Consider the following 23,147-nt stretch of genomic DNA (forward strand, 5'->3'; position numbering starts at 1 on the left):
TTAGAAAGTAACGAATGGATATTCAATTTTTAGGAACGGGGGCTGGTCAGCCCTCCAAAGCCCGCAATGTTTCAAGTCTCGCCCTGAAACTCTTGGATGAGATTAACGAAGTCTGGCTTTTTGACTGTGGCGAAGGAACGCAAAATCGCATTCTGGAAACCACGATTCGACCACGAAAAATCAGCAAAATCTTTATCACCCACTTACACGGAGACCATATCTTTGGCTTGCCAGGTTTCCTCTCCAGTCGTGCTTTTCAAGCAAATGAAGAGCAGACAGATTTGGAAATCTATGGACCTCAAGGTATCAAGTCTTTTGTTTTGACTAGTTTGCGTGTCTCTGGTTCTCGTCTACCCTATAAGATTCATTTCCATGAATTTGACCAAGATTCTCTTGGGAAAATCCTTGAAACAGATAAATTCATGGTGTATGCAGAAGAGTTGGATCACACTATTTTCTGTGTCGGCTATCGTATCATGCAAAAGGATTTAGAAGGGACCTTGGATGCTGAAAAACTCAAGGCTGCTGGTGTTCCATTCGGCCCTCTTTTTGGAAAAATTAAAAACGGTCAGGATGTCGTCTTAGAAGACGGCACCGAGATCAAGGCGGCAGATTATATTTCAGCACCGCGACCTGGTAAGATTATTACCATTTTGGGAGATACTCGAAAAACAGATGCCAGTGTGCGTCTTGGTGTCAATGCAGATGTTCTTGTCCATGAGTCGACTTATGGCAAGGGAGACGAAAAGATTGCCCGCAACCACGGTCACTCAACCAATATGCAAGCTGCTCAGGTAGCGGCAGAAGCAGGAGCCAAACGCCTCTTACTCAACCATATCAGTGCTCGTTTTCTTTCAAAAGACATTAGCCAACTTAAAAAGGATGCCTCTAGTATCTTTGAAAACGTCCATGTGGTCAAAGACCTTGAAGAAGTGGAAATCTAGAATCTCGAGAAAGGAAAAGTATGTCTACTATTCTGATTACCGGAGCAAGTGGTGGTCTAGCCCAAGAAATGGTCAAACTCTTGCCCAATGATCAACTGATTCTGTTAGGTAGAAATAAGGAAAAATTAGCTCAACTATACGGAAATCATCCTCAGGCAGAATTGGTCGAGATTGATATTACCGATGAGCAAGCCTTAGAAGGATTGGTAGCTGACCTCTATCTCCGTTATGGCAAGATTGATGTTTTGATTAACAACGCTGGCTACGGGATTTTTGAGGATTTTGACAAGATTTCTAATCAAGATATTCATCAAATGTTTGAGGTTAACACCTTTGCTTTAATGAATCTGTCTCGGTTGGTTGCAGCTCGTATGAAGGAGATGCGAAAAGGGCATATCATCAATATCGTTAGCATGGCAGGTTTGATAGCGACTGGTAAGTCCAGTCTCTACTCAGCGACCAAGTTTGCGGCTATCGGTTTTTCAAATGCTCTTCGCCTTGAACTTATGCCCTATGGTATCTATGTGACGACTGTTAATCCAGGACCTATCCGTACAGGATTTTTTGACCAGGCAGATCCAGATGGGACCTACCTCAAATCGGTCGACCGCTTCCTACTCGAGCCAGATGCAGTAGCTAAAAAAATTGTTAAGACCATCGGAAAAAACAAACGCGAGCTCAATCTCCCAATCTTGCTCAATCTAGCCCATAAGTTTTATACCCTCTTTCCTAAACTAGCAGATAAGTTGGCTGGAGAAACCTTTAATTATAAGTGAAAAAGCTGCTCCCTTGAGGAATGGCTTTTTGTTTTAATTAGGAGAAGTTGTTGATCAAAAATAATCCCTGAAAATACTGGTAGTTTATCTCTATTTGATAGTTTTGGAGTATAATTGAGATAAGAACGTTCATTAGATAAATGAAGTCCCAAACCAGCTAGCTTACCCTAGATAATGCCCTATGTATAGTCGGAGGTTGACAATGGAATTATTGACAATTGACCAAATCATTTCCCTTACCCAAGAAGAAACACAAGGGCTTGACCCTGAGATAAGAGAAGGAATTGTCCTGAACCAAACGGAACTGCCTGTGTCTGAACTGGATCGTTTGAAAAAACAATTGCAAATCCAAGACTTGGATCCGATTTTTAGGAAATATATTCTGGCCTATAACTGGGGGCAGGTCGGTTTTTTAAGTTACCAGTTTGGATATGGAGACGACACTAGTCTTACTTGGCTAATCAATCGCAATTTGGAATACCATGATTACTCGACTCTACAAGAAAGCGGCTTGATCATCATTGCAAATGGAGATCCCTACACTATTTTGCTGGATTGTCAATCTGGGGCGATCTATGCTCTTGATGCAGAGATGAACTATGATGAAAAAATATGGCTGGCACCAGATTTTCTAGCATTTGTTAGAGCCATGGGAACGGCCCAATCTGCAGTTTGGAAGGGTTGTGAAAGTGACTTCATCCACTTGATGACTAGAATAGGGAATACGTCTAGCCTGATATTCTGGCAGAGTCTGGTCGGATTTTATGATTGAAAATAGAAGGAGCAGGTCATGGAATTTATTGTAGCTGAGGAAGGGATTCCTCAAAATATCGGAAGTCAGGGAGCCCTGATTGCCTATTATGGCAGTGAGATAGAATTTCATTATGAAACTGTTCCACCACACGGTGATGAGATTTTTTCTGCCAAGTTGCCTTTGTTGGGGCTTGATCTGCCCTTTTGGATCTATGGGAGAAATCTCATATTTTTAGATGCTTACTACCTCTTAGCAGAAACAGTTAAGAAAGGGACTTGGGATTCCATAACGAGTATGCTCATCAACATTCATACGGGGGAATACGCCAGCCTAGACCACTGGTACAATCATATATCTATTGAGCAAAACGGTCTTGAGTTGAAAAATGATTATGATGGACAAGTACGGACTTTGAAAACGGTTGACAATCTTCATTGGCTTGCCCTAGATGCTGAATCAGAAGAATGGAACTAAAAATGGCAAAGAAAAGAGTTACATTACCAAAAGAGTTTAAGGATTTAATGGATGAAGGAAATATTGAAGCCCTTAAAGCAGTCTATGATCGTTGTGAATTAACCGCTCATGATGGAAGATTTAGCTTATGTACACCTCTGCATATGGGAGGAATCCCGGATGAATTGGTTATCTGGCTTGTCGAACAGGGCTTGGATATCAATATCCCTGATTATTATGGAGCGACTCCTTTGTACCGTCAAGCAATCTTGGGGAGAGATACAGTCAAACTCTTGCTTGAATTGGGGGCAGACATTGGAAAACCTAATACCTATGGTGAGACACCCCTACATGTAGCAGCTGAGTTTTTCCATCCTAAGACTGTCAAACTTTTGATTGATAAGGGAGCAGATGTCAATGCTAAAAATGATATGGGAAGAACCCCACTAGCTTCAGTCTTGATGGTTTGTCGGGGTATCTATATTGCCCAAACAGCTGAAATCGCCACAATGCTTGTGGATTCTGGTGCTAAGAAAACATCTGCTATGAAAGAAAAGGTCGAAAATATCGGTAAAGATTTTGAATTTCATCGAGAAAGTATCCATCCTGACTACATAGAGGCTGCAGATAAAGGCTTAACGAAGCTCTATGAGCTCTTTGGTGTTAAGCCTGTAGAAAAACGCCTAACTCATGATGGACATTCACCTATTGAGCTAGTAGAAGGCTCGTGGGAAGAGCAGTATGAGCAACTATGGTCTTTCTTGATTCCTTCAAGTGGAGCAGCCAAAACTGTTCAGGGAGAAGTCATCCGCATACCAGGCAGAGTTCGAGATGAACTGGATCGAAACGGTGGGGGCAACTGGGACAGAAACTACCGCAAGATGCTTCAGGCTCTCCCTCAATACTTGTCTCTAGGAAGCTCTCTTTCAGAACAAGAATTAGCAGAGACTAAAGAGCTTATTGCTCAGGTTCATGTGAAAGATTTTGATGACGAGCCTCGCCTAGACCGCCTGTGTCAGCTAGCTATTGCTTGGATTAAGCAAAATCCTGAACCCCTTCTCCTAGAAAAAACAACTTATAAGCGGTAAAAAGCATTGGAAGACAGATAAAATAAAGAAATCATGGTGAAATGATGCAACTAATTGACCAAGTTAAAAAAATAGAAACTTATATTTGTGAGTATTTTGAAGACTGGGATTTGGATGATCCTGTGGAAGAGGAATACCTAGATGATTATCAGGACATTTCTGGTGCTTCCGAGGAAGAGCTTCAAGTCGTTGAGGAAAGATTTGGTATTCGTCTACCTAGTGACTTCAAAGAGCTTTATAGCTATAAAAATGGGAGTAAATACCTCTCTATTTTACCTTGTGTAATTGATCAGAGAGATTTGACTTTTTCTCTCATGAGTCTGCAGGAAATTGAGACTTGTAAAAAGTACTTTCAAAATAGAGATGCTCTGTTAACCGAATTTCCCGACTATTTTTCTAGTCAAGACCTAGAAAACATGCATGATAGTAGAATTAAGCCCTATCTTTTTAATAAAAAATGGCTTCCTTTTGCTCAGTATTGTGACTCTTGTTATCTTATGCTTGATTTTGATCCAGACCGAGAGGGTCAGGAAGGGCAGATTATTTGCTACATCCATGATCCTGATCAGGTAATCTATGCAGCAGAGAGCCTTACAAATTTGATTGAAGGGATAATGGAAGAAATCATATGAATGGACAAATGTATCAGATAGCCTGTATCGTGGCAGCAGCTAGGAAGGCTTTAAAAACTGATCAGGCAATCTTGTATCATCCTGACCAATATATCAATAAGATTTGCTTTCAAATTTTGCTGTCAGAAAATGGGGAAGCTGCAGAACTTTCTGTAGCTGATTGGTTTGAAAATCTTAAGGAAAAAGGTTTGAAGGACTTAAAATTATTTTGCCCTATCTCAGTAAATGACAGAGGTATTTTAGGTTTCTCCAATACGACACAGAGTTCAATTCTCTGCTTTTATAAAGATGGGAAGGTAAGTTATTTCCTACCAAATTGGGAAGCTGCTTCCTCAGGTAGGGGCTGGGATGTTACCTACACCGAGTATGAATGGGAAAGGCCTTCTCAAGACATTCCCCACTATGAAAATAATATCGAAGAATTTAAGGACATATTGTCTCGTATAGAAGATTTAGCAAGTAAAATTGAATGTGACAACTTTGCCAAAGTCTTTCACTCTGCTAGAAACTTTTTGCTAGATCCAGAATCTGGTAAAGGACTGGCAGAACCTCAAATTCCACCGCAACATTTAAGCATATTTAGAGCTGCAAGTGCAGCGGATGTTTTTGGAGGAATGGGCTCCTGGAATGATGAACCTGGATGGCTGGCACAAGATAAGGGACTGGGTCAAGTATACGATGAACTTTCAGATCAATTGCTAAGAAATATTAGATCAGCCATTCTATTTGCCATCAACGAGTGGTGATGGATTAGGAGAGAGAAAATGGGGAAGTTAAAGTTAAGTCTATTGAATAAATGGGAACTAGACAAGGACTACAATAGTGTTCTCAATTCTGTCATGTTACATGATGGTAGAGCCTTTGTCTTGACCAGTGAGAAGGAAGCTTCCAATCGCTACTGTCTGCTTGAAGTATCACCTTTGGGTGTGAAGGAGATAGATGCTTGGTATTGTGACCATGTTTGGGAGGAAGAGCCTCTAGTCTTTACAGATGGACAAAATATTGGCATCATCAAGGCTGGCAGGGAAATGGTCTATTATACTGGTGATTTTTCTAATCCAGAAATCATTGCCATAAAGGATCCGCAAAGTATACTTCCTAAAAAGGCACAAGAGAGATATTTTCAAATCGTATCAGATAGCGACCAGATCCCCGTGTGTTTTGAAAATCAGATTTATACAAATCAGGCAAGAAACTTTGCCCTTTTAGAATTTGATCGAGAGAAAAAGCAGGCGAAGTGGACCACTTATTCGCATATTGATAAAAAAGAGTTAAATCACCACGACACGAACTCAAGTGTTTGTCCTAAAATCGATAGTATGAAATCTTGGAAGCAAGAGCTCTATGCCTTTAGCTCTGGAGAAAGTCAAACCTCTGTCAATAAATGGGGCATGGACTATTATGCTCTTGTTAAAATCTCTAGTGATGGTCGTATTATCGAAAAGTTATTAGAATCTGAACATTTAAAGGCTTCAGGTAAAAAAGCTGGTGTCAATGGACTCTTTACGGATTCGCCTTATCTGATCCTGAACCCCCTATTTAAGAATGATGATTGGAAGGGCAAGCAAAAGCTATTTTCTCTAGCAACGAGAGAATTGTGCGATATAGCCTTGCCTAGAGGAATGAGTAAACACAAGCTTCAAAATATGACAGACAACTTTTGTTTAACCTACCTCTACGACAGAGGATTAAAAGAACTTGCCCTTTGTCAGATTGACTAGGCTGTGAGGCTGAATTTGGGAGCTTTTTATTGATAGGTGCTGATATTTTTTGATTAGTCTACAGTATTTATTTTAAGCTGTTTTCTCGTTAAATTTGACCAAGTATTGCAAATCGAATCTTAAAATAGTATACTAGTTCTATTAGTTATGAAAACGTTTGCGTTTTTGTTGATGATAGATTATTTAGGAGACAAAATATGGAATTAACAGCCATTTATCATAGACCAGAATCAGAGTATGCTTATCTTTACAAAGAAGGTCAGCTACATATCCGAATTAGAACCAAGAAAAATGATGTCCAGAAGGTTATCTTACACTATGGAGATCCCTTTATTTTCATTGAGGATAAGTATGAAGCCAAGAAAGAAATGACCAAAGTAACCTCAGATGCTTTATTTGATTATTGGCAGGCTACGGTCTCTGTTGATTTTGCACGGATTCAGTATCTCTTTGAGCTCCTTGATGAGGAAGGTCAGGGTGTTTTTTACGGTGATAAGGGTTGCGTAGAACATACTCAAGAAAACTTGTATGCTGAAGGCAATGGCTTTAAGCTTCCTTATATTCACGAAATTGACGGTTGCCAAGTTCCTGACTGGGTTTCAAATACCGTTTGGTATCAGATTTTCCCCGAACGATTTGCTAATGGAAATCCTAATTTGACTCCAGATGGAGCTCGAGAGTGGGATGCTGTCATTGCACCTAACATGGATGATTTTTTTGGTGGAGATTTACAAGGGATTATTGACCATTTAGACTATCTTAAAGATTTGGGAATCACTGGACTTTACCTATGTCCGATTTTTGAAGCAACGACCAATCACAAGTATGATACGACGGATTATTTTGAAATCGACCGTCACTTTGGAGACAAGAAAGTCTTTCGTAATCTAGTCGAGGAAGCCCACAAACGTGGTATCAAGATTATGCTAGATGCAGTATTTAATCATATTGGCAACCAGTCAGTCCAATGGCAGGATGTTCTAAAAAATGGAGAAAACTCAGTTTATAAAGATTGGTTCCATATTCAAGAATTCCCAATTACAGAGGATAAACTGAAAAACGCGAGAGAGCTACCGTATCATACCTTTGCCTTTGCTAGCTATATGCCTAAGTTAAATACAGCAAATCCTGAAGTCAAAGACTATCTTCTCAGTGTTGCAACTTACTGGATTGAAAATTTTGATATCGATGCTTGGCGTTTGGACGTTGCCAATGAAATTGACCATCAGTTTTGGAAAGATTTTAGAAAGGCAGTTCTCGCTAAAAAGCCTGATTTGTATATTTTAGGTGAAATCTGGCATACTTCTCAGCCTTGGCTACAAGGGGATGAGCTCCATGCGGTCATGAATTACCCACTTTCTGAAAGTATCAAGGATTATTTCTTGCGTCAGCATAAAAAGACAGAGCAGTTTATTTCAGAAATCAATAGCCAGTCGATGTACTACAAGCAACAAATCTCAGAGGTGATGTTTAACCTTTTAGATTCTCATGATACAGAGCGTATCCTCACAACTGCCGAAGGAAATGTCCAGCATGTCAAGGCTGCTTTAACCTTCCTCTACCTTCAAAAAGGGACTCCTTGTATCTATTACGGAACAGAGCTTGCCCTAATAGGTGGACCAGACCCTGACTGCCGTCGTGTCATGCCTTGGGAGCGTGTGTCTGAAGACAATGACATGCTGAATTTCATGAAGAAATTAATCCAAGTCCGTAAGGAAGTTGCAAGTATGATCCAGCATGGTAATTATCGCTTGGAAGAATTGAAACCAGATGTCCTATCCTTGAAGTGGAACTACCAAGGAAAAGAAGTTCAAGTCATCTTCAATCAGTCTTCTGAGAAATATACTTTAGACAGAGATTCAGTTGATTTAGCGAGTCATTGCCAGTTTGAAGATGGACAACAAGTTATCTTGCCAGCTGGATTTGTGGTCTATATTTCTGAGTAAAAAGGATTAAAATAATGGCACTCAAGGAAGTTTATGATTATTTTCGTCACTATGATAAGGAAACTTATCAAGTTGTCGCCTGCATGGGCAATGAACCATCGGAAGAAGATGTTCAGGATTTTGAAAATCAATACAGCATTCGTCTGCCAGAAGATTTCAGGGAATTCACCATGTCATCTCTTGGAGGCCTCTTTATGGAAGTCAGGGAAGAGCTATGGCCAAGAGCCAAAGCTTACGATGTAGCCCCTTTTTGGACCTTCTGCCGAGGTATCAAGGTCTTGGGAATTGCAAATGGCATCCCAGACTTCCTAGACATTCGAATAAAAACCAAGGAATTACATGATTTAGGATTTGTTGACTATATTCCATTTCTGTCTATCATCGGTGATGGAGATGTGATTTTCTGCTTTGATAAGGACAATCATATAGTAGCTCTAGATTGGTTTAATAGTGGCGAAACTGAAGAGCTTGAATGTGATTTTTCAGAGCTTTTGCTTCAGCAAATTGCCGAGCTTGAAGAACGTAAAAATGAGATGATCAAGCTTTTGGAAAAGGGGAAATCTAGTCAATAATCTAATAGGAAATATCAGTTTGATAGACCGTAAAAGAGGTTGGGACAAAAGATCCCGACCTCACTTTTTATTAGCAATCAAACTTTGACGCGGTAGTTGATTGAACTTTTTGTTCGTCTTTTATACTCTTCGAAAATCTCTTCAAACCACGTCAGCGTCGCCTTGCCGTAGGTATGTTACTGACTTCGTCAGTTCTATCAACAACCTCAAAACAGTGTTTTGAGCTGACTTCGTCAGTTCTATCTACAACCTCAAAGCAGTTCTTTGAGCAACCTGCGGCTAGCTTCCTAGTTTGCTCTTTGATTTTCATTGAGTATTAGACTCCAAAAAGCTCCTAATCATCCTCGCGGGGCTGGGACTACGAAATCGAGACTTTGTCTATCGATTTCTGTCCCACCGCCTTTTTTAGTAAAATCATTCACTAAATGTACATTCAGATTTTCAAAGTTTTCTACTAATTATAGAAAAAAGAATCAAAAGTATGATTTTTATGCTGCCAGTATTGAAGTTTCTTATATTATTTTATAAAATAGAAGCAAAATACTACTGAAAAAGTAGAGCGCTTACATAAAATTGGAAGCGGTTACGAATATAAGGAGGATCTTATGAGAAAAGATCATTGGAATCGAAAAAGAGTGTACAGTATCCGAAAATTTACCGTTGGAACTTGCTCTGTAGTCATCGGTACTTGCTCAGTCTTATTTGGAGCAAGTGTAGCTGGTGCAAACCCAGTTTCAGCTGATGAAACTCCAATTGCAGTTGCTGCAGAAAAAGTAGCGGATGATTCTCATAAAGAGGAACTTGGTGAAACAAGAAGTCCAGAACAGCCAGCATCAACTGAATCAGCTGCAAGTGAAGTTGCTACACCAGCTCATGCGGTTGAAAAGGCACAGGACGACCAAACTCTACAATCAGATTCTGATAAAAAAGTGGATTCCATGTTAGATAAGAAACCTCAAGCAATTACTCAAGATCAATCTGCTCAAACGGAAAAACCGGACCTAAAACCGGCTACCAGCGAGGAGGTAAATCAATTGGTTGAGGACCGTAAGGTAGAATTTAACCAAAACTGGCATTTTAAACTCAATGCTAATGCAAAAGACGCTATCAAACCAGATGCAGATGTATCAAGCTGGAAGAAATTAGACCTTCCTCATGACTGGAGTATCTACAATGACTTCGATCATGATTCTCCTGCCCAAAATGAGGGTGGACAACTCAATGGTGGTGATGCTTGGTATCGCAAGACCTTTAAACTTGATGAAAAAGACCTTAATAAGAATGTTCGCCTGGTCTTTGATGGAGTTTATATGGATTCGCAAGTCTATGTAAACGGTCAACTAGTTGGTCACTATCCAAATGGTTACAATCAATTCTCTTATGACATTACTGACTATCTCAATAAAGACGGTCGTGAGAATGTCGTAGCTGTACATGCGGTCAACAAACAACCAAGTAGCCGTTGGTACTCAGGAAGTGGTATTTACCGCGATGTTACCCTTCAAGTCACAGATAAGGTTCATGCTGAGAAAAATGGAACAACTATCTTAACACCAGACCTTGAAAAACAACAAAATGGTAAGGTTGATACTCATGTAACAAGTAAGATCGTCAATACAGATGACAAAGATCATGAAATTGTTGCTGAATACCAAATTATCGAACGAAATGGTCAGGCTGTAACGGACGTAGTTCGTACAGATAACCAAGTCTTGAAAGCTCATCAATCAACTAGTTTGAATGCTATTTTGCAAGTTGAGAAACCAAAACTCTGGACAGTTCTTAATGACAAGCCTGCCCTTTATGAGTTGGTGACTCGTGTTTATCGTGACGGCCAATTGGTCGATGCTAAGAAGGACTTGTTTGGTTACCGTTACTATAACTGGACACCAAATGAAGGATTCTCTTTGAATGGTGAACGCATTAAATTCCATGGAGTTTCTCTTCACCACGACCACGGAGCTCTAGGGGCTGAAGAAAACTATAAGGCAGAATACCGTCGTCTGAAACAGATGAAGGATATGGGTGTGAACTCTATCCGTACAACCCACAATCCAGCTAGTGAGCAAACTTTGCAGATTGCTGCAGAACTAGGTTTGTTGGTCCAAGAAGAAGCCTTTGATACTTGGTACGGTGGTAAGAAACAGTATGACTACGGCCGTTTCTTTGACAAAGACGCCACTCACCCAGATGCTAAAAAAGGTGAAAAATGGTCTGACTTTGACCTACGTACAATGGTCGAGAGAGGCAAGAACAACCCTGCTATCTTCATGTGGTCTATCGGTAATGAAATCGGTGAAGCAGACGGTAAGGCTCGTTCTCTAGCGACTGTTAAACGCTTGGTGCAAGTGATCAAGGCAGTTGATAAAACACGCTATGTTACTATGGGAGCAGACAAGTTCCGCTTTGGTGATGGTAGTGGTGACCATGAAAAGATTGCCAACGAACTTGATGCGGTTGGATTTAACTATTCAGAAGACAACTACAAGAAGCTTCGTGCTAAGCATCCAAATTGGTTGATTTACGGTTCAGAAACTTCTTCAGCAACTCGTACTCGTGGTAGCTATTTCCGTCCAGAAAGTGAGCTAGTTCACAGCAACCAAGCTTACCGTCATTATGAGCAATCAGACTATGGTAATGACCGTGTTGGTTGGGGTAAAACAGCCACTGCATCTTGGACTTTTGACCGAGACAATGCTGGTTATGCTGGTCAGTTTATCTGGACAGGTACCGACTATATCGGTGAGCCTACTCCATGGCACAACCAAAACAACACACCAGTTAAGAGTTCTTACTTTGGTATCGTAGATACAGCCGGAATTCCTAAGAATGACTACTACTTGTACCAAAGCCAATGGGTTTCTGCTCAGAAGAAACCAATGGTTCACCTGCTTCCTCACTGGAATTGGGAAGATCCTACTCTTAAAGCTAACGTAGCTGATGCAGATGGTAAGATTCCAGTCCGTGCATTTTCAAATGCTGCCAGTGTGGAACTGTTCTTGAATGGCGAGTCTCTAGGTAAGAAAACCTTTAACAAGAAACAAACAAGTGATGGCCGTACTTATCAAGAAGGTGCCAATGCCAAGGAACTATACCTTGAGTGGAAGGTTGCTTATAAACCTGGAACCTTGGAAGCAGTAGCTCGCGATGAGGCTGGTAATGAAATTGCTCGTGATAAGGTTACGACTGCTGGTGAGCCTGCGGGTGTTCGCCTAGTCAAAGAAGAAAATGCTATCGCAGCTGACGGAAAAGACCTCACTTATATTTACTATGAAATCGTTGACCAGGCTGGTAATGTAGTTCCTACAGCTAACAACCTTGTTCGCTTCCAGTTGCACGGTCAAGGTCAGATTGTCGGTGTGGACAACGGTGAACAAGCTAGCCGTGAGCGTTACAAAGAGCAAGCTGACGGTTCATGGATCCGTAAGGCCTTTAATGGTAAGGGTGTTGTGATTGTCAAATCAACTGAGCAAGCTGGTAAATTTACTTTGACTGCTCACTCTGATCTCTTGAAATCTGCTCAAACTACTATCTTCACAGGTAAGAAAGACCAAGAAGAAAAAACTGTCTTAGGTACAGAAGTACCTAAAGTACGTACAGTTATCGGGCAAGCACCAAAAATGCCTAAGAAAGTGGCCTTTATCTACAGTGACGGCAGTCGTGCAAAACTTCCAGTAGAGTGGTCAGCAGTTGATGTCAATGAACCAGGAATTGTGACTGTTAAAGGTGTAGCAGATGGACGAAACGTCGAAGCGCGTGTTGAAGTCTTGGCTCTCGAAGCAGAATTACCTGTAGTCAAGAGAATCGCTCCAAATACAGACCTAAGTTCAGTTGACAAATCTGTTTCCTACGTATTGTCAGATGGTACTGTAGCAAGCTATGATGTTAATAAGTGGGAAATTGCAGCTGAAGACCAAGCTAAACTAGCAATCCCAGGCTCTCGCATCCCAGCAAAAGGTATTTTAGAAGATGAAGAAATCGCTGCGACCTTGGTAGTTGCAGAAGGGGAAGCTGCTAATCCAGTAGTTCCAAGTGTAACTGTAGCAGATCAAGCGGTTGAAGGTCTTTCAACAGACCAACCTGTAAAATATCACAAGCTTGCTTATGGAGCAGCCTTGCCAGAGGTCAAAGCTACAGCTGAAAATGCTCAAGTGACAGTTATTCAAGCTAATGAAGCAAATGGTATGCGTGCAAGCATCCATGTTCAACCAAACAATGGTGGCCCACTACAAACCTATGCTATCCAATTCCTACAAGAAGCTCCACAAATTGAACGTTTGAGCCTAGAAGTTGAAAATGCAGCTACTTTGAAAGAAGACCAAACTGTCGGTATCAAGGTCTTGGCTCACTATCAAGACGGTACACAAGCAGTCTTGAAAGCTGATAAGGTTACCTTCTCCACTACAGGTGAAGGAGATGTAGCTGTTCGTAAAGGTATGCTTGAATTGCATAAACCTGGTCAAGTAACTCTGAAAGCTCAATTTGAAGGAGCAGAAGGTCAGATTGACTTAAACATTCAACCAAATACTGAAAGCAAAGTTGTCCAAGCCATCCGTCCAGTCAGTGTCGTGACAGGTTTGAACCAAGAACCAAGTCTACCTGCTACTGTAACTGTAGAGTATGACAAAGGATTTCCAAAGGTTCACAAGGTGACTTGGCAAGCAGTTGCTAAGGAAGACCTTGCTAAGTACCATAGCTTTGAAGTCCTAGGTAAAGTTGAAGGAATCGAGAAAGAAGCACATGCTAAGGTATCTGTCGAAGGTATCATTGCTGTCGAAGAAGTGAGCGTAACAACTCCAGTTGCAGAAGCTCCTCAACTACCAGAGAGCGTTCGTACTTACCACTCAAATGGCCAAGTCTCTTCAGCTAAAGTAACTTGGGACGCAATTGAACCAAGCCAATACGCACAAGAAGGCAAGTTTACTGTGACAGGACATGTTGAAGGTACTCAACTACCAACTAAACTTCATGTTCGTGTATCTGCTCAGACAGAAACGGGTGCTAATATTTCTGACCAGTGGACTGGTTCAGAATTGCCACTTGCCTTTGCATCAGACTCAAATCCAAGTGACTCAGTAGCCAATGTCAATGACAAACTAATTTCATATAACAACCAACCAGCAAACCGCTGGACAAACTGGAACCGTACAAGTGAAGCATCCGTAGGAATTCTCTTTGGTGACTCTGGTATCATGTCTAAACGATCAGTTGATAACCTCAATGTAGCCTTCCACGAAGACCACGGTGTTGGTGCACCTAAATCCTATGTCATCGAATACTATGTCGGTTCAGCAACTCCAACAGTTCCTAAGAATCCAAGCTTCGTAGCACGCGAAGATCATGTCTTTAATGACGATAAAAACTGGAAAGAAGTAACAAATCTCAAGGCTCCAGATCAAGTAAGAGCTGGAGAAATGACCCACTTTAGCTTTGATAAAGTCAACACTTACGCAGTTCGTATCCGCATGGTTCGACCAGATGGTAAATGGGGTACTTCTATTACAGAAATGCAAGTCTTCTCTAAACAGGTAGCAGCAGCTAAGAAAGCTCAAGCACAAATCCAAGTGGATGGAAAAGATTTGCCAAACTTTAACCCAGGCTTGACTGACTACTATCTAGAAGCAAGCCAAGGAAAAGCTCCAACTGTAACAGCAAGTGTCACTGAAAATGGTATTGCAACAGTTGTACCAAGCGTAGGTGAAGGAGATCCAGTTCGTGTTGTTGTCAAGGCTGAAAACGGTGATATCCTGGGTGAATATCGTCTACACTTCACAAATGATAAAGATTTGCTCGCAAGTAAACCTGTTGCTGTTGCCAAATCCTCTCGCTTGGTTGCTAAAGGACAAACCCTTGAGCTACCAGCAAAAGTTCCTGTCTACTTCACAGGAAAATCTGACTATGAAGTGAAAGACTTGGCTGTTGATTGGGAAGCAGTCCCAGCAGAAAATCTAACAAAAGCAGGTGAATTTACAGTTCATGGTCGCGTTTTGGGTACTGATTTAACTGCTGAAGTGGCTGTACGTGTGACTGATAAACTCGGTGAAAACCTATCAGACAACCCAGACTTCGATGACGATAGCAACCGTTCATTTGCCTCAGCAACTAACGATATTGATCCAAACTCTCATGACCGTGTAGACTATGTTAACGATGGTTCAGATGATGAAACCCGTCGTTGGACCAACTGGTCTCCAACTCCATCTGAAAATCCAGAAGTTTCAGTAGGGGTTATCTTCAGAGAAAATGGTAAGATTGTTGAACGTACAGTAGCTGAAGGAAGCATTCGCTTCTTTGCAGATGGTGGAACAGATGCACCTTCTAAACTCGTCCTAGAACGCTATGTGGGACCAGAATTTGATTCACCAGAATATTACTCTAACTATCAACCATACGATCCAGAACATCCATTCAACACTCCTTCTAACTGGGAGAAGGTTGAATACCGTGCGGATCAAGAAGTTCAAGCAGGAACTGACATCCATGTAACCTTTGCACCAGTCAAAGCTAAAGCTATGAGATGGCGCATGGACAGAAAAGCAGACAAGAAGGGTGTGGCTATCACTGAAATGGCCTTTATCGCACCAAGTGAAGCACCAAAAGACAATACAGCTTCTAAACTTCTTGTAGATGGTAGAGAGCTTGCTGACTTCTCTGAAGCTCGTGTGGATTACCAAGTAACCTATAGTGGAAACCGTCCTAAAGTGACCGTTGAAGCTGGTGAAAACGTAGCGGCAACAGTTGTTGATAGTGGTGACGATAAACTTCCAGTCTTGGTACGTCTCGTTTCAGAAAGTGGTAAACAGGTCAAGGAATACCGTATCCAATTGACAAAAGAAAAGGTTGAAAGTGGAAAAGTTGCCCCAGCTGTTCAGGAAGAGCTTCCTAGCCTAGAAGTGGTAGAAGAAGCTCTCAGCTTCAAGACAGTGAAGAAAGAAGATCCAACTCTAGCAGAAGGTGAAACTCGTGTGACTCAAGCAGGTCGTGAAGGTAAAGAACGTATCCTGACTGAAGTAGCAGTAGATGGAAGCCGTACTGAAAAACTTCGCGAAACTATTGAAGCACCGCAAGATGAGATTGTCTTAGTCGGAACTAAGAAAGAAGTATCTGGTAAAACAGATCCAGCTATCCATGAGGTTCCAGAATTTACTGGTGGAGTAAATGGTGTCGAAGCAGCTGTTCATGAAGCTCCAGAATACACAGGAGCAATTGGAACAGCAGGTGACGATCCAGCTCCGGTAGTAGAAGTTCCAGAGTACACAGGAGCAATTGGAACAGCAGGCGACGATCCAGCTCCAGTAGTAGAAGTTCCAGAGTACACAGGAGCAATTGGAACAGCAGGCGGCGATCCAGCTCCAGTAGTAGAAGTTCCAGAGTACACAGGAGCAATTGGAACAGCAGGCGATGATCCAGCTCCAGTAGTAGAAGTTCCAGAGTACACAGGAGCAATTGGAACAGCAGGTGACGATCCAGCTCCAGTTGTAGAAGTTCCAGAGTTTACTGGCGGAGTGAATGGTGTCGAAGCAGCTGTTCATGAAATCCCAGAGTACACAGGAGCTATTGGTACAGTAGGCGATGAAGCAGCACAAGTAGTGGAAATCCCAGAATACACAGGTGGTGTGAATGGAGCAGAAGCAACTGTTCATGAAATTCCAGAATACACAGGCAGTGTGAATGGAGCAGAAGCAGCTGTTCATGAAGTACCTGAGTTCACTGGTGGCGTTCCTGGTGGAGAAGGGACTACTCACCAAGTTCCAGAATACACAGGTGGTGTCAATGGATCAGAAGGAGCTATCCATGAGGTTCCAGAATTCAAAGATGAGCAGTCACAAATAGCTCTTGCTATGTCACAAGATAAGACCTACCAAGCACCTGCAAGTCATCAATACAAACTCCCAGAGACAGGCACTAAAGAAAATGCTGGCCTTGCAACAGCAGGTGTTGTAGGAGCATTACTTGGTCTCTTTGCAATGGGAAAGAAAAAAGACGACGAATAAGATGATGTAAAAGCATCTAAGTCATAGAGATTGGGCCAAGAGACTAATCTCGATAATAAAAAGCGGACAAAACTAGTTTTCTGATAAACAGAATCTGGTCTTGTTCGCTTTTTTTCTCATGAATCAATTGCGAAAGAAGAAAAGTGAGGATTTTCTACAAAAAATCAAAAGCAAACTAGGGGAATTGCCTCATAAACAAAGGTGATTAAGGCAAGGCCGTACTGACTTGTTTTCAGCGATTTTAAGGAGTCTTAAAATCACTCTAATGTATACAGGGATAAGCTTTCTTTCTCTCCTCAAAAGAGTTATAATAAAGATGAAAATAGGAGAAGAGGAGGAGATAGGATGGCTTATATTGAAATGAAAAACAGCTATAAGAGGTATCATACTGGTGATACAGAAATCGTAGCCAATCGAGATGTCAACTTCGAGATTGAAAAGGGAGAACTAGTCATTATCCTTGGGTCATCTGGTGCAGGGAAGTCAACAGTTTTAAATATTCTTGGTGGTATGGATACAAACGATGAAGGGCAAGTCTGGATTGATGGGACCAATATCTCGAATTTCACTTCTCATCAGAGAACTAACTATCGTAGAGATGACGTTGGCTTTGTCTTTCAATTTTACAACTTGGTTTCTAACTTGACTGCTAAGGAAAATGTCGAGCTAGCTTCAGAAATTGTTGCCGATGCCTTGGATCCTGAGCAGGTTCTCAAGGACGTAGGATTAGGACACCGTCTTAATAACTTTCCAGCTCAGTTGTCAGGTGGTGAGCAACAACGGGTCTCCATTGCTCGAGCTGTGGCTAAAAATCCTAAAATTCTCCTTTGTGATGAACCAACGGGAGCTTTGGACTACCAGACTGGTAAGCAGGTTCTGAAGATTCTGCAAGATATGTCACGTAAAAAAGGAGCCACCGTTATCATCGTGACCCATAATGCTTCGCTAGCTCCCATAGCTGATCGCGTGATTCAGATGCATGATGCCAGTGTCAAGAGTGTTGACCTCAATCCTCAACCACAGGATATTGATGATTTGGAGTATTGAGATGAAAAGAAAGACATATTGGAAAGACCTGCTCCAGTCTTTCACAGGTTCAAAGGGACGGTTTTTATCCATCCTAACTCTGATGATGTTAGGTTCTTTAGCCGTGGTTGGTCTCAAAGTAGCCAGTCCCAATATGGAGCAAACAGCATGGGATTATATTCAAAAAGCCAATCTGGCTGATATTACTGTCATAGCAGATTATGGTCTAGATCAGGCAGACCAGGCAGAATTGCAAACTCTATCAGGAGCAGATGTCGAGTTTGGTTATATGACAGATTTGACTCTGGCAAATAGTGAAGATGCCATACGAATCTTTTCAAATACTGATAAGATTTCAAAATTTCAAGTAACGGAAGGTCGTTTGCCTGAGAAAGAAGATGAACTAGCCTTGGCGGATTTTTGGAAAGATCGCTATCAGATTGGTCAAGTCATTCATTTGAGTCAAAAGAATGGCAGTAATTCTCAATTAAAGCGGGATAGTTATACCATTACAGGCTTTGTCCACTCTCCAGATATTTTTTCAAAAACGGATATGGGGAGTTCAGCCAGTGGTAATGGGAATCTAGCAGCTTACGCTGTCGTAACTAAAGAAAATTTTAAGAGCTCTGTATACACGATTGCCCGCTTGCGTTTTGCTAGCCTAACAGATGTCAATCCTTTCTCTAGTGATTACGAAAAGAAGCTAGAGGAAGAAGAGGAGACTTTAAAGGAACTAGTTGCTGATAATGGACAAGCGCGGCTAGAGAAAATGAAGAAGGATGCCCAAGAGTCCCTTGATGAGGGCAAGAAACAACTAGACGAGGCAGAGACCAACTTGACAGCGGGTAAGAAACGCCTGCAAGAAATCGGAACGCGTTTACAAGCTCAAGAAAATCAAGTGATCCAACTACCAGAACCCTACAAAAGTCAAGCATCTAGTCAGTTAGGAGAAGCTAAGGAACAACTGAAGCAGGAAAAGGAAAAACTAAGCCAAGCCGAAACAGATCTTACTAAGGAAAAGGCTAAATGGCAGACCAGTCAGGATGAAGTCAATGCTCTGACAGAGCCAAGCTATCATGTCTACAATCGCAAGAGTTCTCCTACTGGTCAAGGTTATCTCATGTATAGTAACTCGGCCATGAGTATTCGGGCTGTTGGCAATATCTTTCCAGTTGTTCTCTATGCCGTTGCAGCCATGGTTACCTTTACTACTATGACCCGTTTTGTAGACGAAGAAAGAACTAATGCTGGTATCTTTAAGGCCTTAGGCTACCATAGCAAAGACATCATTGCTAAGTTTGTGATTTATGGCTTGGTTGCTGGAACTCTTGGAACCCTTCTAGGAATTCTGATTGGACATTACATCTTGGCACCCACAATCTCGCATATCATCACTGAGCGAATGATCGTTGGTGAGAGTCAGCAGTATTTCTATTGGACTTATAGTTGCTTGGCTTTGGGACTAAGCTTAGTGGCTAGTGTTCTACCAGCCTACCTTGTATCTCGCAGAGAGTTGCATGAAGAAGCAGCGCAATTATTACTACCCAAGCCACCAGTCAAAGGTTCCAAGATTCTCTTGGAGCGGATAACCTTTATCTGGTCTCATTTGAGCTTTACCCAAAAGGTAACTGCCCGCAACATTTTCCGTTACAAACAACGCATGCTGATGACCATTTTTGGGGTTGCAGGTTCAGTAGCCCTCCTCTTTGCAGGGCTTGGTATTCAATCCTCTGTTGTAGGAGTAGCTGACAGGCAGTTTAATGATCTGCAACAATACCAGATGGTTCTCTCTGTCAATTCTAGAGCTTCAGATTCTGATAAGGCAAAGCTAGAAGAAAAATTGCAGAGTGATGAAGTTGAAAACTATCGTTTAATTTCTTCCAAACAGGTTGAGGAAAAGTATGCTGGCAAGGCTGGTGTTCAAACCGTGACCATGATGGTAACGGATCAAGATGACCTGGCTCCCTTTGTCGTCCTAGAAAGAAATGGGGAAAAACTGAGCTTATCTAACGGACTTGTTCTGACTGAAAAATTAGCCCAGTTGGCAGGAGTTTCCCTTGGTGACAACTTTACAATAGATGGGAAAAACTTTAAAGTAGGAGCTATTACCGAGCACTATGTAGGCCATTTTGTTTATATGAATCAGGAGACCTATGAGAAAATTTATGGTCAAGCTCCCAAGATGAACACCTATCTGGTCCAACTCAAGGATAAAAGTGAAGGAAATACTGAAACCGTCGCAGGAGAATTTATGGATCTAGCTGCTGTCAGTGGCCTCGTTCAAAACGCCTCCACCATTCAGCTCTTTGAGAGTTTTGCCAATTCTCTGAATCACACCATGGCGATTTTGGTGCTGGTATCGGTGCTATTAGCCATTGTGATTCTCTATAATTTGACCAATATCAATGTTGCTGAACGGATTCGGGAACTCTCAACCATCAAGGTTCTTGGTTTTCATAACAAAGAAGTGACCCTTTACATCTATCGGGAAACCATCCTATTGTCACTAATTGGAATGATTGTAGGATTGGTATCAGGCTTTTATCTCCATCAATTTCTCATTCAGATGATCGCACCCGGTACCTTCCGTTTTCAACCAAAGGTCGGCTGGGAAGTTTATCTCATTCCAGTTCTAGCTGTCAGTGTCATTTTGACCATCCTAGGAGTTTTTGTCAATCATTATCTCCGAAAGGTGGATATGCTAGAAGCCCTCAAGTCTGTAGAATAATTGGTAGAGGACAAAAACAAATAAGAAAGCCCTTTGTGGCTTTTTTATTTTCATAAAAATGGTAAAATAGTAAGAGTAGAAATGGAGTTCTAGATATGAAACGAATTGATCAATTTGAAAATAAGAAAGTATTAGTCCTCGGTTTGGCCAAATCTGGTGAATCTGCAGCTCGTCTCTTGGACAAGCTAGGAGCCATCGTAACGGTGAATGATGGCAAGCCCTTTGAGGAAAATCCAGCTGCGCAAAGTCTTTTGGAAGAAGGCATCAAGGTTGTCACTGGTGGACATCCTTTGGAATTATTGGATGAAGATTTTGCCCTCATGGTGAAAAACCCAGGAATTCCTTATAGCAATCCTATGATTGAAAAAGCGCTAGAAAAAGGCATTCCAGTTTTGACAGAGGTTGAGTTGGCCTACTTGATTTCTGATGCACCGATTGTTGGTATTACTGGTTCAAATGGTAAGACAACGACCACAACCATGATTGGTGAAGTTCTGACTGCTGCAGGACAAAATGGGCTTTTATCAGGTAACATTGGTTATCCTGCTAGTCAAGTGGCTCAAACTGCGACAGATAAGGACACCCTTGTCATGGAACTTTCTTCTTTCCAATTAATGGGAATTCAGGAATTCCATCCTGAAATTGCTGTTATTACCAACCTGATGCCAACGCATATTGACTATCATGGTTCGTTTGAGGACTATGTGGCAGCCAAGTGGAATATCCAAAGCAATATGACAGCGGCTGATTACTTAGTATTGAACTTCAACCAGGAACTAGCTAAAGAACTTGCGACAAAGACAAATGCGACTGTAGTACCGTTCTCAACACTTGAAAAGGTTGACGGTGCTTATCTTGAAGATGGTCTTCTTTACTTCCGTGGTGAAAAAGTCATGGCAGCTGATGAGATCGGTGTTCCTGGTAGCCACAATGTGGAAAACGCTCTTGCAACCATTGCTGTAGCTAAACTTCGTGTTGTGGACAATGAAATCATCAAGGAAACCTTGTCAGCCTTTGGCGGTGTCAAACACCGTCTCCAATTTGTAGACCAAATCAATGGAGTGAAATTCTACAACGATAGTAAGTCAACCAATATCTTGGCAACTCAAAAAGCCTTGTCTGGATTTGACAATAGTAAGGTCATCTTGATTGCCGGCGGACTGGATCGTGGCAATGAGTTTGACGAATTGGTTCCTGATATTACTGGACTCAAGAAAATGGTCATCCTTGGTCAGTCTGCAGAGCGTGTCAAACGTGCAGCGGACAAGGCTGGTGTGGCTTATGTGGATGCAACAGATATTGCTGACGCAACTCGAAAGGCTTATGAACTTGCGGAAGAGGGAGATGTTGTTCTCCTCAGTCCTGCCAATGCAAGCTGGGATATGTATGCCAACTTTGAAGTGCGTGGAGATCTTTTCATCGACACTGTAGCGGAATTAAAGGGATAATATGAAAAAAATAGTATTTACAGGTGGGGGAACGGTTGGACACGTTACCCTCAACCTTTTGTTAATGCCTAAGTTCATCGAAGATGGCTGGGAAGTCCACTATATTGGTGACAAAAACGGAATTGAGCATCATGAAATTCTCAAGTCAGGTTTAGATGTCACCTTCCATTCTATTGCAACTGGGAAATTGCGTCGTTATTTCTCATGGCAAAACATGGTTGACGTCTTTAAGGTTGCTTTTGGAATTCTTCAATCGCTCTTTATCATGCTTCGAGTTCGTCCACAAGCCCTCTTTTCTAAGGGTGGATTTGTATCTGTTCCGCCTGTTATTGCAGCGCGAGTATGCAGAGTACCAGTCTTTATCCACGAGTCTGACCTCTCTATGGGATTGGCCAATAAAATCGCCTATAAGTTTGCGACCAAGATGTATTCTACATTTGAACAAGCGTCTAGTCTCACTAAGGTCGAGCATGTAGGAGCCGTTACAAAAGTTTCTGGTCCTGTTATTGAAGAGCCTGAGAAAATGGTGGACATCAGAACATATTTTGATAGCAAACTACCAACCCTTCTCTTTGTTGGGGGCTCTGCTGGAGCACGTGTCTTTAACCAATTAGTTACAGATCATAAGGAAGAGCTGACTAGTCGTTATAATATCATCAACCTAACAGGGGATGCTAGCTTAAATGAACTAAGTTCAAACCTCTACCGTGTTGACTACGTGACTGAACTCTATCAACCACTCATGAATATGGCTGATGTGGTCATCACTCGTGGTGGTGCCAATACGATTTTTGAACTCCTTGCTATGGCTAAATTGCACGTCATTGTACCACTGGGTCGTGAAGCTAGTCGTGGAGACCAGATTGAAAATGCAGCCTATTTTGTGAAGAAAGGCTATGCTGAGGAGTTGCAAGAGGGCGATTTGACCTTGTCTACTTTAGAAGAAAAAGTAAGCAAGCTTTTGACCCACAAAGAAGACTACCAGAACACGATGAAGAATTCTCATGAATTAAAATCTGTGGCGGATTTTTATGCGCTACTAAAAAAAGATCTATCATAAGGAAA

General features: G+C 41.7%; 14 protein-coding genes and 3 pseudogenes. All 17 read left to right on the forward strand.

Going from position 1 to position 23,147, the window contains the following annotated elements:
- Positions 1 to 14 precede the first annotated feature (14 nt).
- The 17 genes and pseudogenes from rnz to QM928_RS05525 all read left to right on the forward strand — a co-directional run bounded on the left by rnz (position 15) and on the right by QM928_RS05525 (position 23,142).
- Positions 15 to 944, forward strand: coding sequence for a ribonuclease Z (gene rnz / locus QM928_RS05445; RefSeq protein WP_414294704.1), 930 nt, complete (start codon positions 15 to 17; stop codon positions 942 to 944).
- A gap of 20 nt (positions 945 to 964) precedes the next feature.
- Positions 965 to 1,720, forward strand: coding sequence for an SDR family NAD(P)-dependent oxidoreductase (locus QM928_RS05450; protein WP_414294703.1), 756 nt, complete (start codon positions 965 to 967; stop codon positions 1,718 to 1,720).
- 202 nt (positions 1,721 to 1,922) lie between these two features.
- Positions 1,923 to 2,492 carry an SMI1/KNR4 family protein gene (locus tag QM928_RS05455; protein WP_414294702.1) on the forward strand — a complete coding sequence of 190 codons (570 nt, stop codon included), beginning with the start codon at positions 1,923 to 1,925 and terminating at the stop codon, positions 2,490 to 2,492.
- Positions 2,493 to 2,510: 18 nt separating this feature from the next.
- Positions 2,511 to 2,948: a hypothetical protein gene (locus QM928_RS05460; protein ID WP_414294701.1), complete on the forward strand. Its 438-nt coding sequence runs from the start codon at positions 2,511 to 2,513 to the stop codon at positions 2,946 to 2,948.
- 2 nt (positions 2,949 to 2,950) lie between these two features.
- Positions 2,951 to 4,015, forward strand: a complete 1,065-nt coding sequence (locus tag QM928_RS05465; RefSeq protein WP_414294700.1) for an ankyrin repeat domain-containing protein — start codon at positions 2,951 to 2,953, stop codon at positions 4,013 to 4,015.
- A 44-nt stretch (positions 4,016 to 4,059) separates the two neighbouring features.
- Positions 4,060 to 4,647, forward strand: a complete 588-nt coding sequence (locus QM928_RS05470; protein ID WP_414294719.1) for an SMI1/KNR4 family protein — start codon at positions 4,060 to 4,062, stop codon at positions 4,645 to 4,647.
- Entirely contained in the window at positions 4,644 to 5,393 is a 750-nt protein-coding gene (locus QM928_RS05475) for a hypothetical protein (protein ID WP_414294699.1), read from the forward strand. The genes QM928_RS05470 and QM928_RS05475 overlap by 4 nt, the downstream gene beginning before the upstream one ends.
- 18 nt (positions 5,394 to 5,411) lie before the next feature.
- Positions 5,412 to 6,368: a hypothetical protein gene (locus QM928_RS05480; RefSeq protein ID WP_414294698.1), complete on the forward strand. Its 957-nt coding sequence runs from the start codon at positions 5,412 to 5,414 to the stop codon at positions 6,366 to 6,368.
- 197 nt (positions 6,369 to 6,565) lie between these two features.
- Positions 6,566 to 8,314 (forward strand): glycoside hydrolase family 13 protein, encoded by a 1,749-nt coding sequence (locus tag QM928_RS05485; RefSeq protein WP_414294697.1) that lies wholly within the window; start codon positions 6,566 to 6,568, stop codon positions 8,312 to 8,314.
- 14 nt (positions 8,315 to 8,328) lie between these two features.
- Entirely contained in the window at positions 8,329 to 8,886 is a 558-nt protein-coding gene (locus QM928_RS05490) for an SMI1/KNR4 family protein (protein WP_414294696.1), read from the forward strand.
- 605 nt (positions 8,887 to 9,491) lie between these two features.
- A pseudogene (locus tag QM928_RS05495) lies at positions 9,492 to 9,663 on the forward strand (YSIRK-type signal peptide-containing protein); the annotation flags it as partial.
- A gap of 206 nt (positions 9,664 to 9,869) precedes the next feature.
- A pseudogene (gene bgaA, locus QM928_RS05500) lies at positions 9,870 to 16,103 on the forward strand (LPXTG-anchored adhesin/beta-galactosidase BgaA); the annotation flags it as partial.
- A 57-nt stretch (positions 16,104 to 16,160) separates the two neighbouring features.
- Positions 16,161 to 16,880: pseudogene (locus QM928_RS05505) on the forward strand (SIALI-17 repeat-containing surface protein); the annotation flags it as partial.
- Between the two features lie 345 nt (positions 16,881 to 17,225).
- Entirely contained in the window at positions 17,226 to 17,927 is a 702-nt protein-coding gene (locus QM928_RS05510) for an ABC transporter ATP-binding protein (protein WP_414294695.1), read from the forward strand.
- Between the two features lies 1 nt (position 17,928).
- The gene (locus QM928_RS05515; RefSeq protein ID WP_414294694.1) at positions 17,929 to 20,634 is read left to right on the forward strand and encodes an FtsX-like permease family protein; all 2,706 of its coding nucleotides are present in this window, start codon (positions 17,929 to 17,931) and stop codon (positions 20,632 to 20,634) included.
- A 95-nt stretch (positions 20,635 to 20,729) separates the two neighbouring features.
- Entirely contained in the window at positions 20,730 to 22,082 is a 1,353-nt protein-coding gene (murD, locus tag QM928_RS05520; protein ID WP_414294693.1) for a UDP-N-acetylmuramoyl-L-alanine--D-glutamate ligase, read from the forward strand.
- Position 22,083: 1 nt separating this feature from the next.
- On the forward strand, positions 22,084 to 23,142 hold the full coding sequence (locus tag QM928_RS05525; protein WP_414294692.1) for a UDP-N-acetylglucosamine--N-acetylmuramyl-(pentapeptide) pyrophosphoryl-undecaprenol N-acetylglucosamine transferase: 1,059 nt from the start codon (positions 22,084 to 22,086) through the stop codon (positions 23,140 to 23,142).
- The last annotated feature ends 5 nt before the right edge of the window (positions 23,143 to 23,147 follow it).

It is taken from the genome of Streptococcus infantis, from assembly GCF_047460405.1.
In the GTDB taxonomy this organism is placed as follows: Bacteria; Bacillota; Bacilli; order Lactobacillales; family Streptococcaceae; genus Streptococcus; species Streptococcus infantis_Q.

Coding starts and splice junctions, on each gene's coding strand:
- rnz (WP_414294704.1), top strand. CDS start 15: ATGGATATTCAATTTTTAGGAACGGGGGCTGGTCAGCCCTCCAAAGCC.
- QM928_RS05450 (WP_414294703.1), top strand. CDS start 965: ATGTCTACTATTCTGATTACCGGAGCAAGTGGTGGTCTAGCCCAAGAA.
- QM928_RS05455 (WP_414294702.1), top strand. CDS start 1,923: ATGGAATTATTGACAATTGACCAAATCATTTCCCTTACCCAAGAAGAA.
- QM928_RS05460 (WP_414294701.1), top strand. CDS start 2,511: ATGGAATTTATTGTAGCTGAGGAAGGGATTCCTCAAAATATCGGAAGT.
- QM928_RS05465 (WP_414294700.1), top strand. CDS start 2,951: ATGGCAAAGAAAAGAGTTACATTACCAAAAGAGTTTAAGGATTTAATG.
- QM928_RS05470 (WP_414294719.1), top strand. CDS start 4,060: ATGCAACTAATTGACCAAGTTAAAAAAATAGAAACTTATATTTGTGAG.
- QM928_RS05475 (WP_414294699.1), top strand. CDS start 4,644: ATGAATGGACAAATGTATCAGATAGCCTGTATCGTGGCAGCAGCTAGG.
- QM928_RS05480 (WP_414294698.1), top strand. CDS start 5,412: ATGGGGAAGTTAAAGTTAAGTCTATTGAATAAATGGGAACTAGACAAG.
- QM928_RS05485 (WP_414294697.1), top strand. CDS start 6,566: ATGGAATTAACAGCCATTTATCATAGACCAGAATCAGAGTATGCTTAT.
- QM928_RS05490 (WP_414294696.1), top strand. CDS start 8,329: ATGGCACTCAAGGAAGTTTATGATTATTTTCGTCACTATGATAAGGAA.
- QM928_RS05510 (WP_414294695.1), top strand. CDS start 17,226: ATGGCTTATATTGAAATGAAAAACAGCTATAAGAGGTATCATACTGGT.
- QM928_RS05515 (WP_414294694.1), top strand. CDS start 17,929: ATGAAAAGAAAGACATATTGGAAAGACCTGCTCCAGTCTTTCACAGGT.
- murD (WP_414294693.1), top strand. CDS start 20,730: ATGAAACGAATTGATCAATTTGAAAATAAGAAAGTATTAGTCCTCGGT.
- QM928_RS05525 (WP_414294692.1), top strand. CDS start 22,084: ATGAAAAAAATAGTATTTACAGGTGGGGGAACGGTTGGACACGTTACC.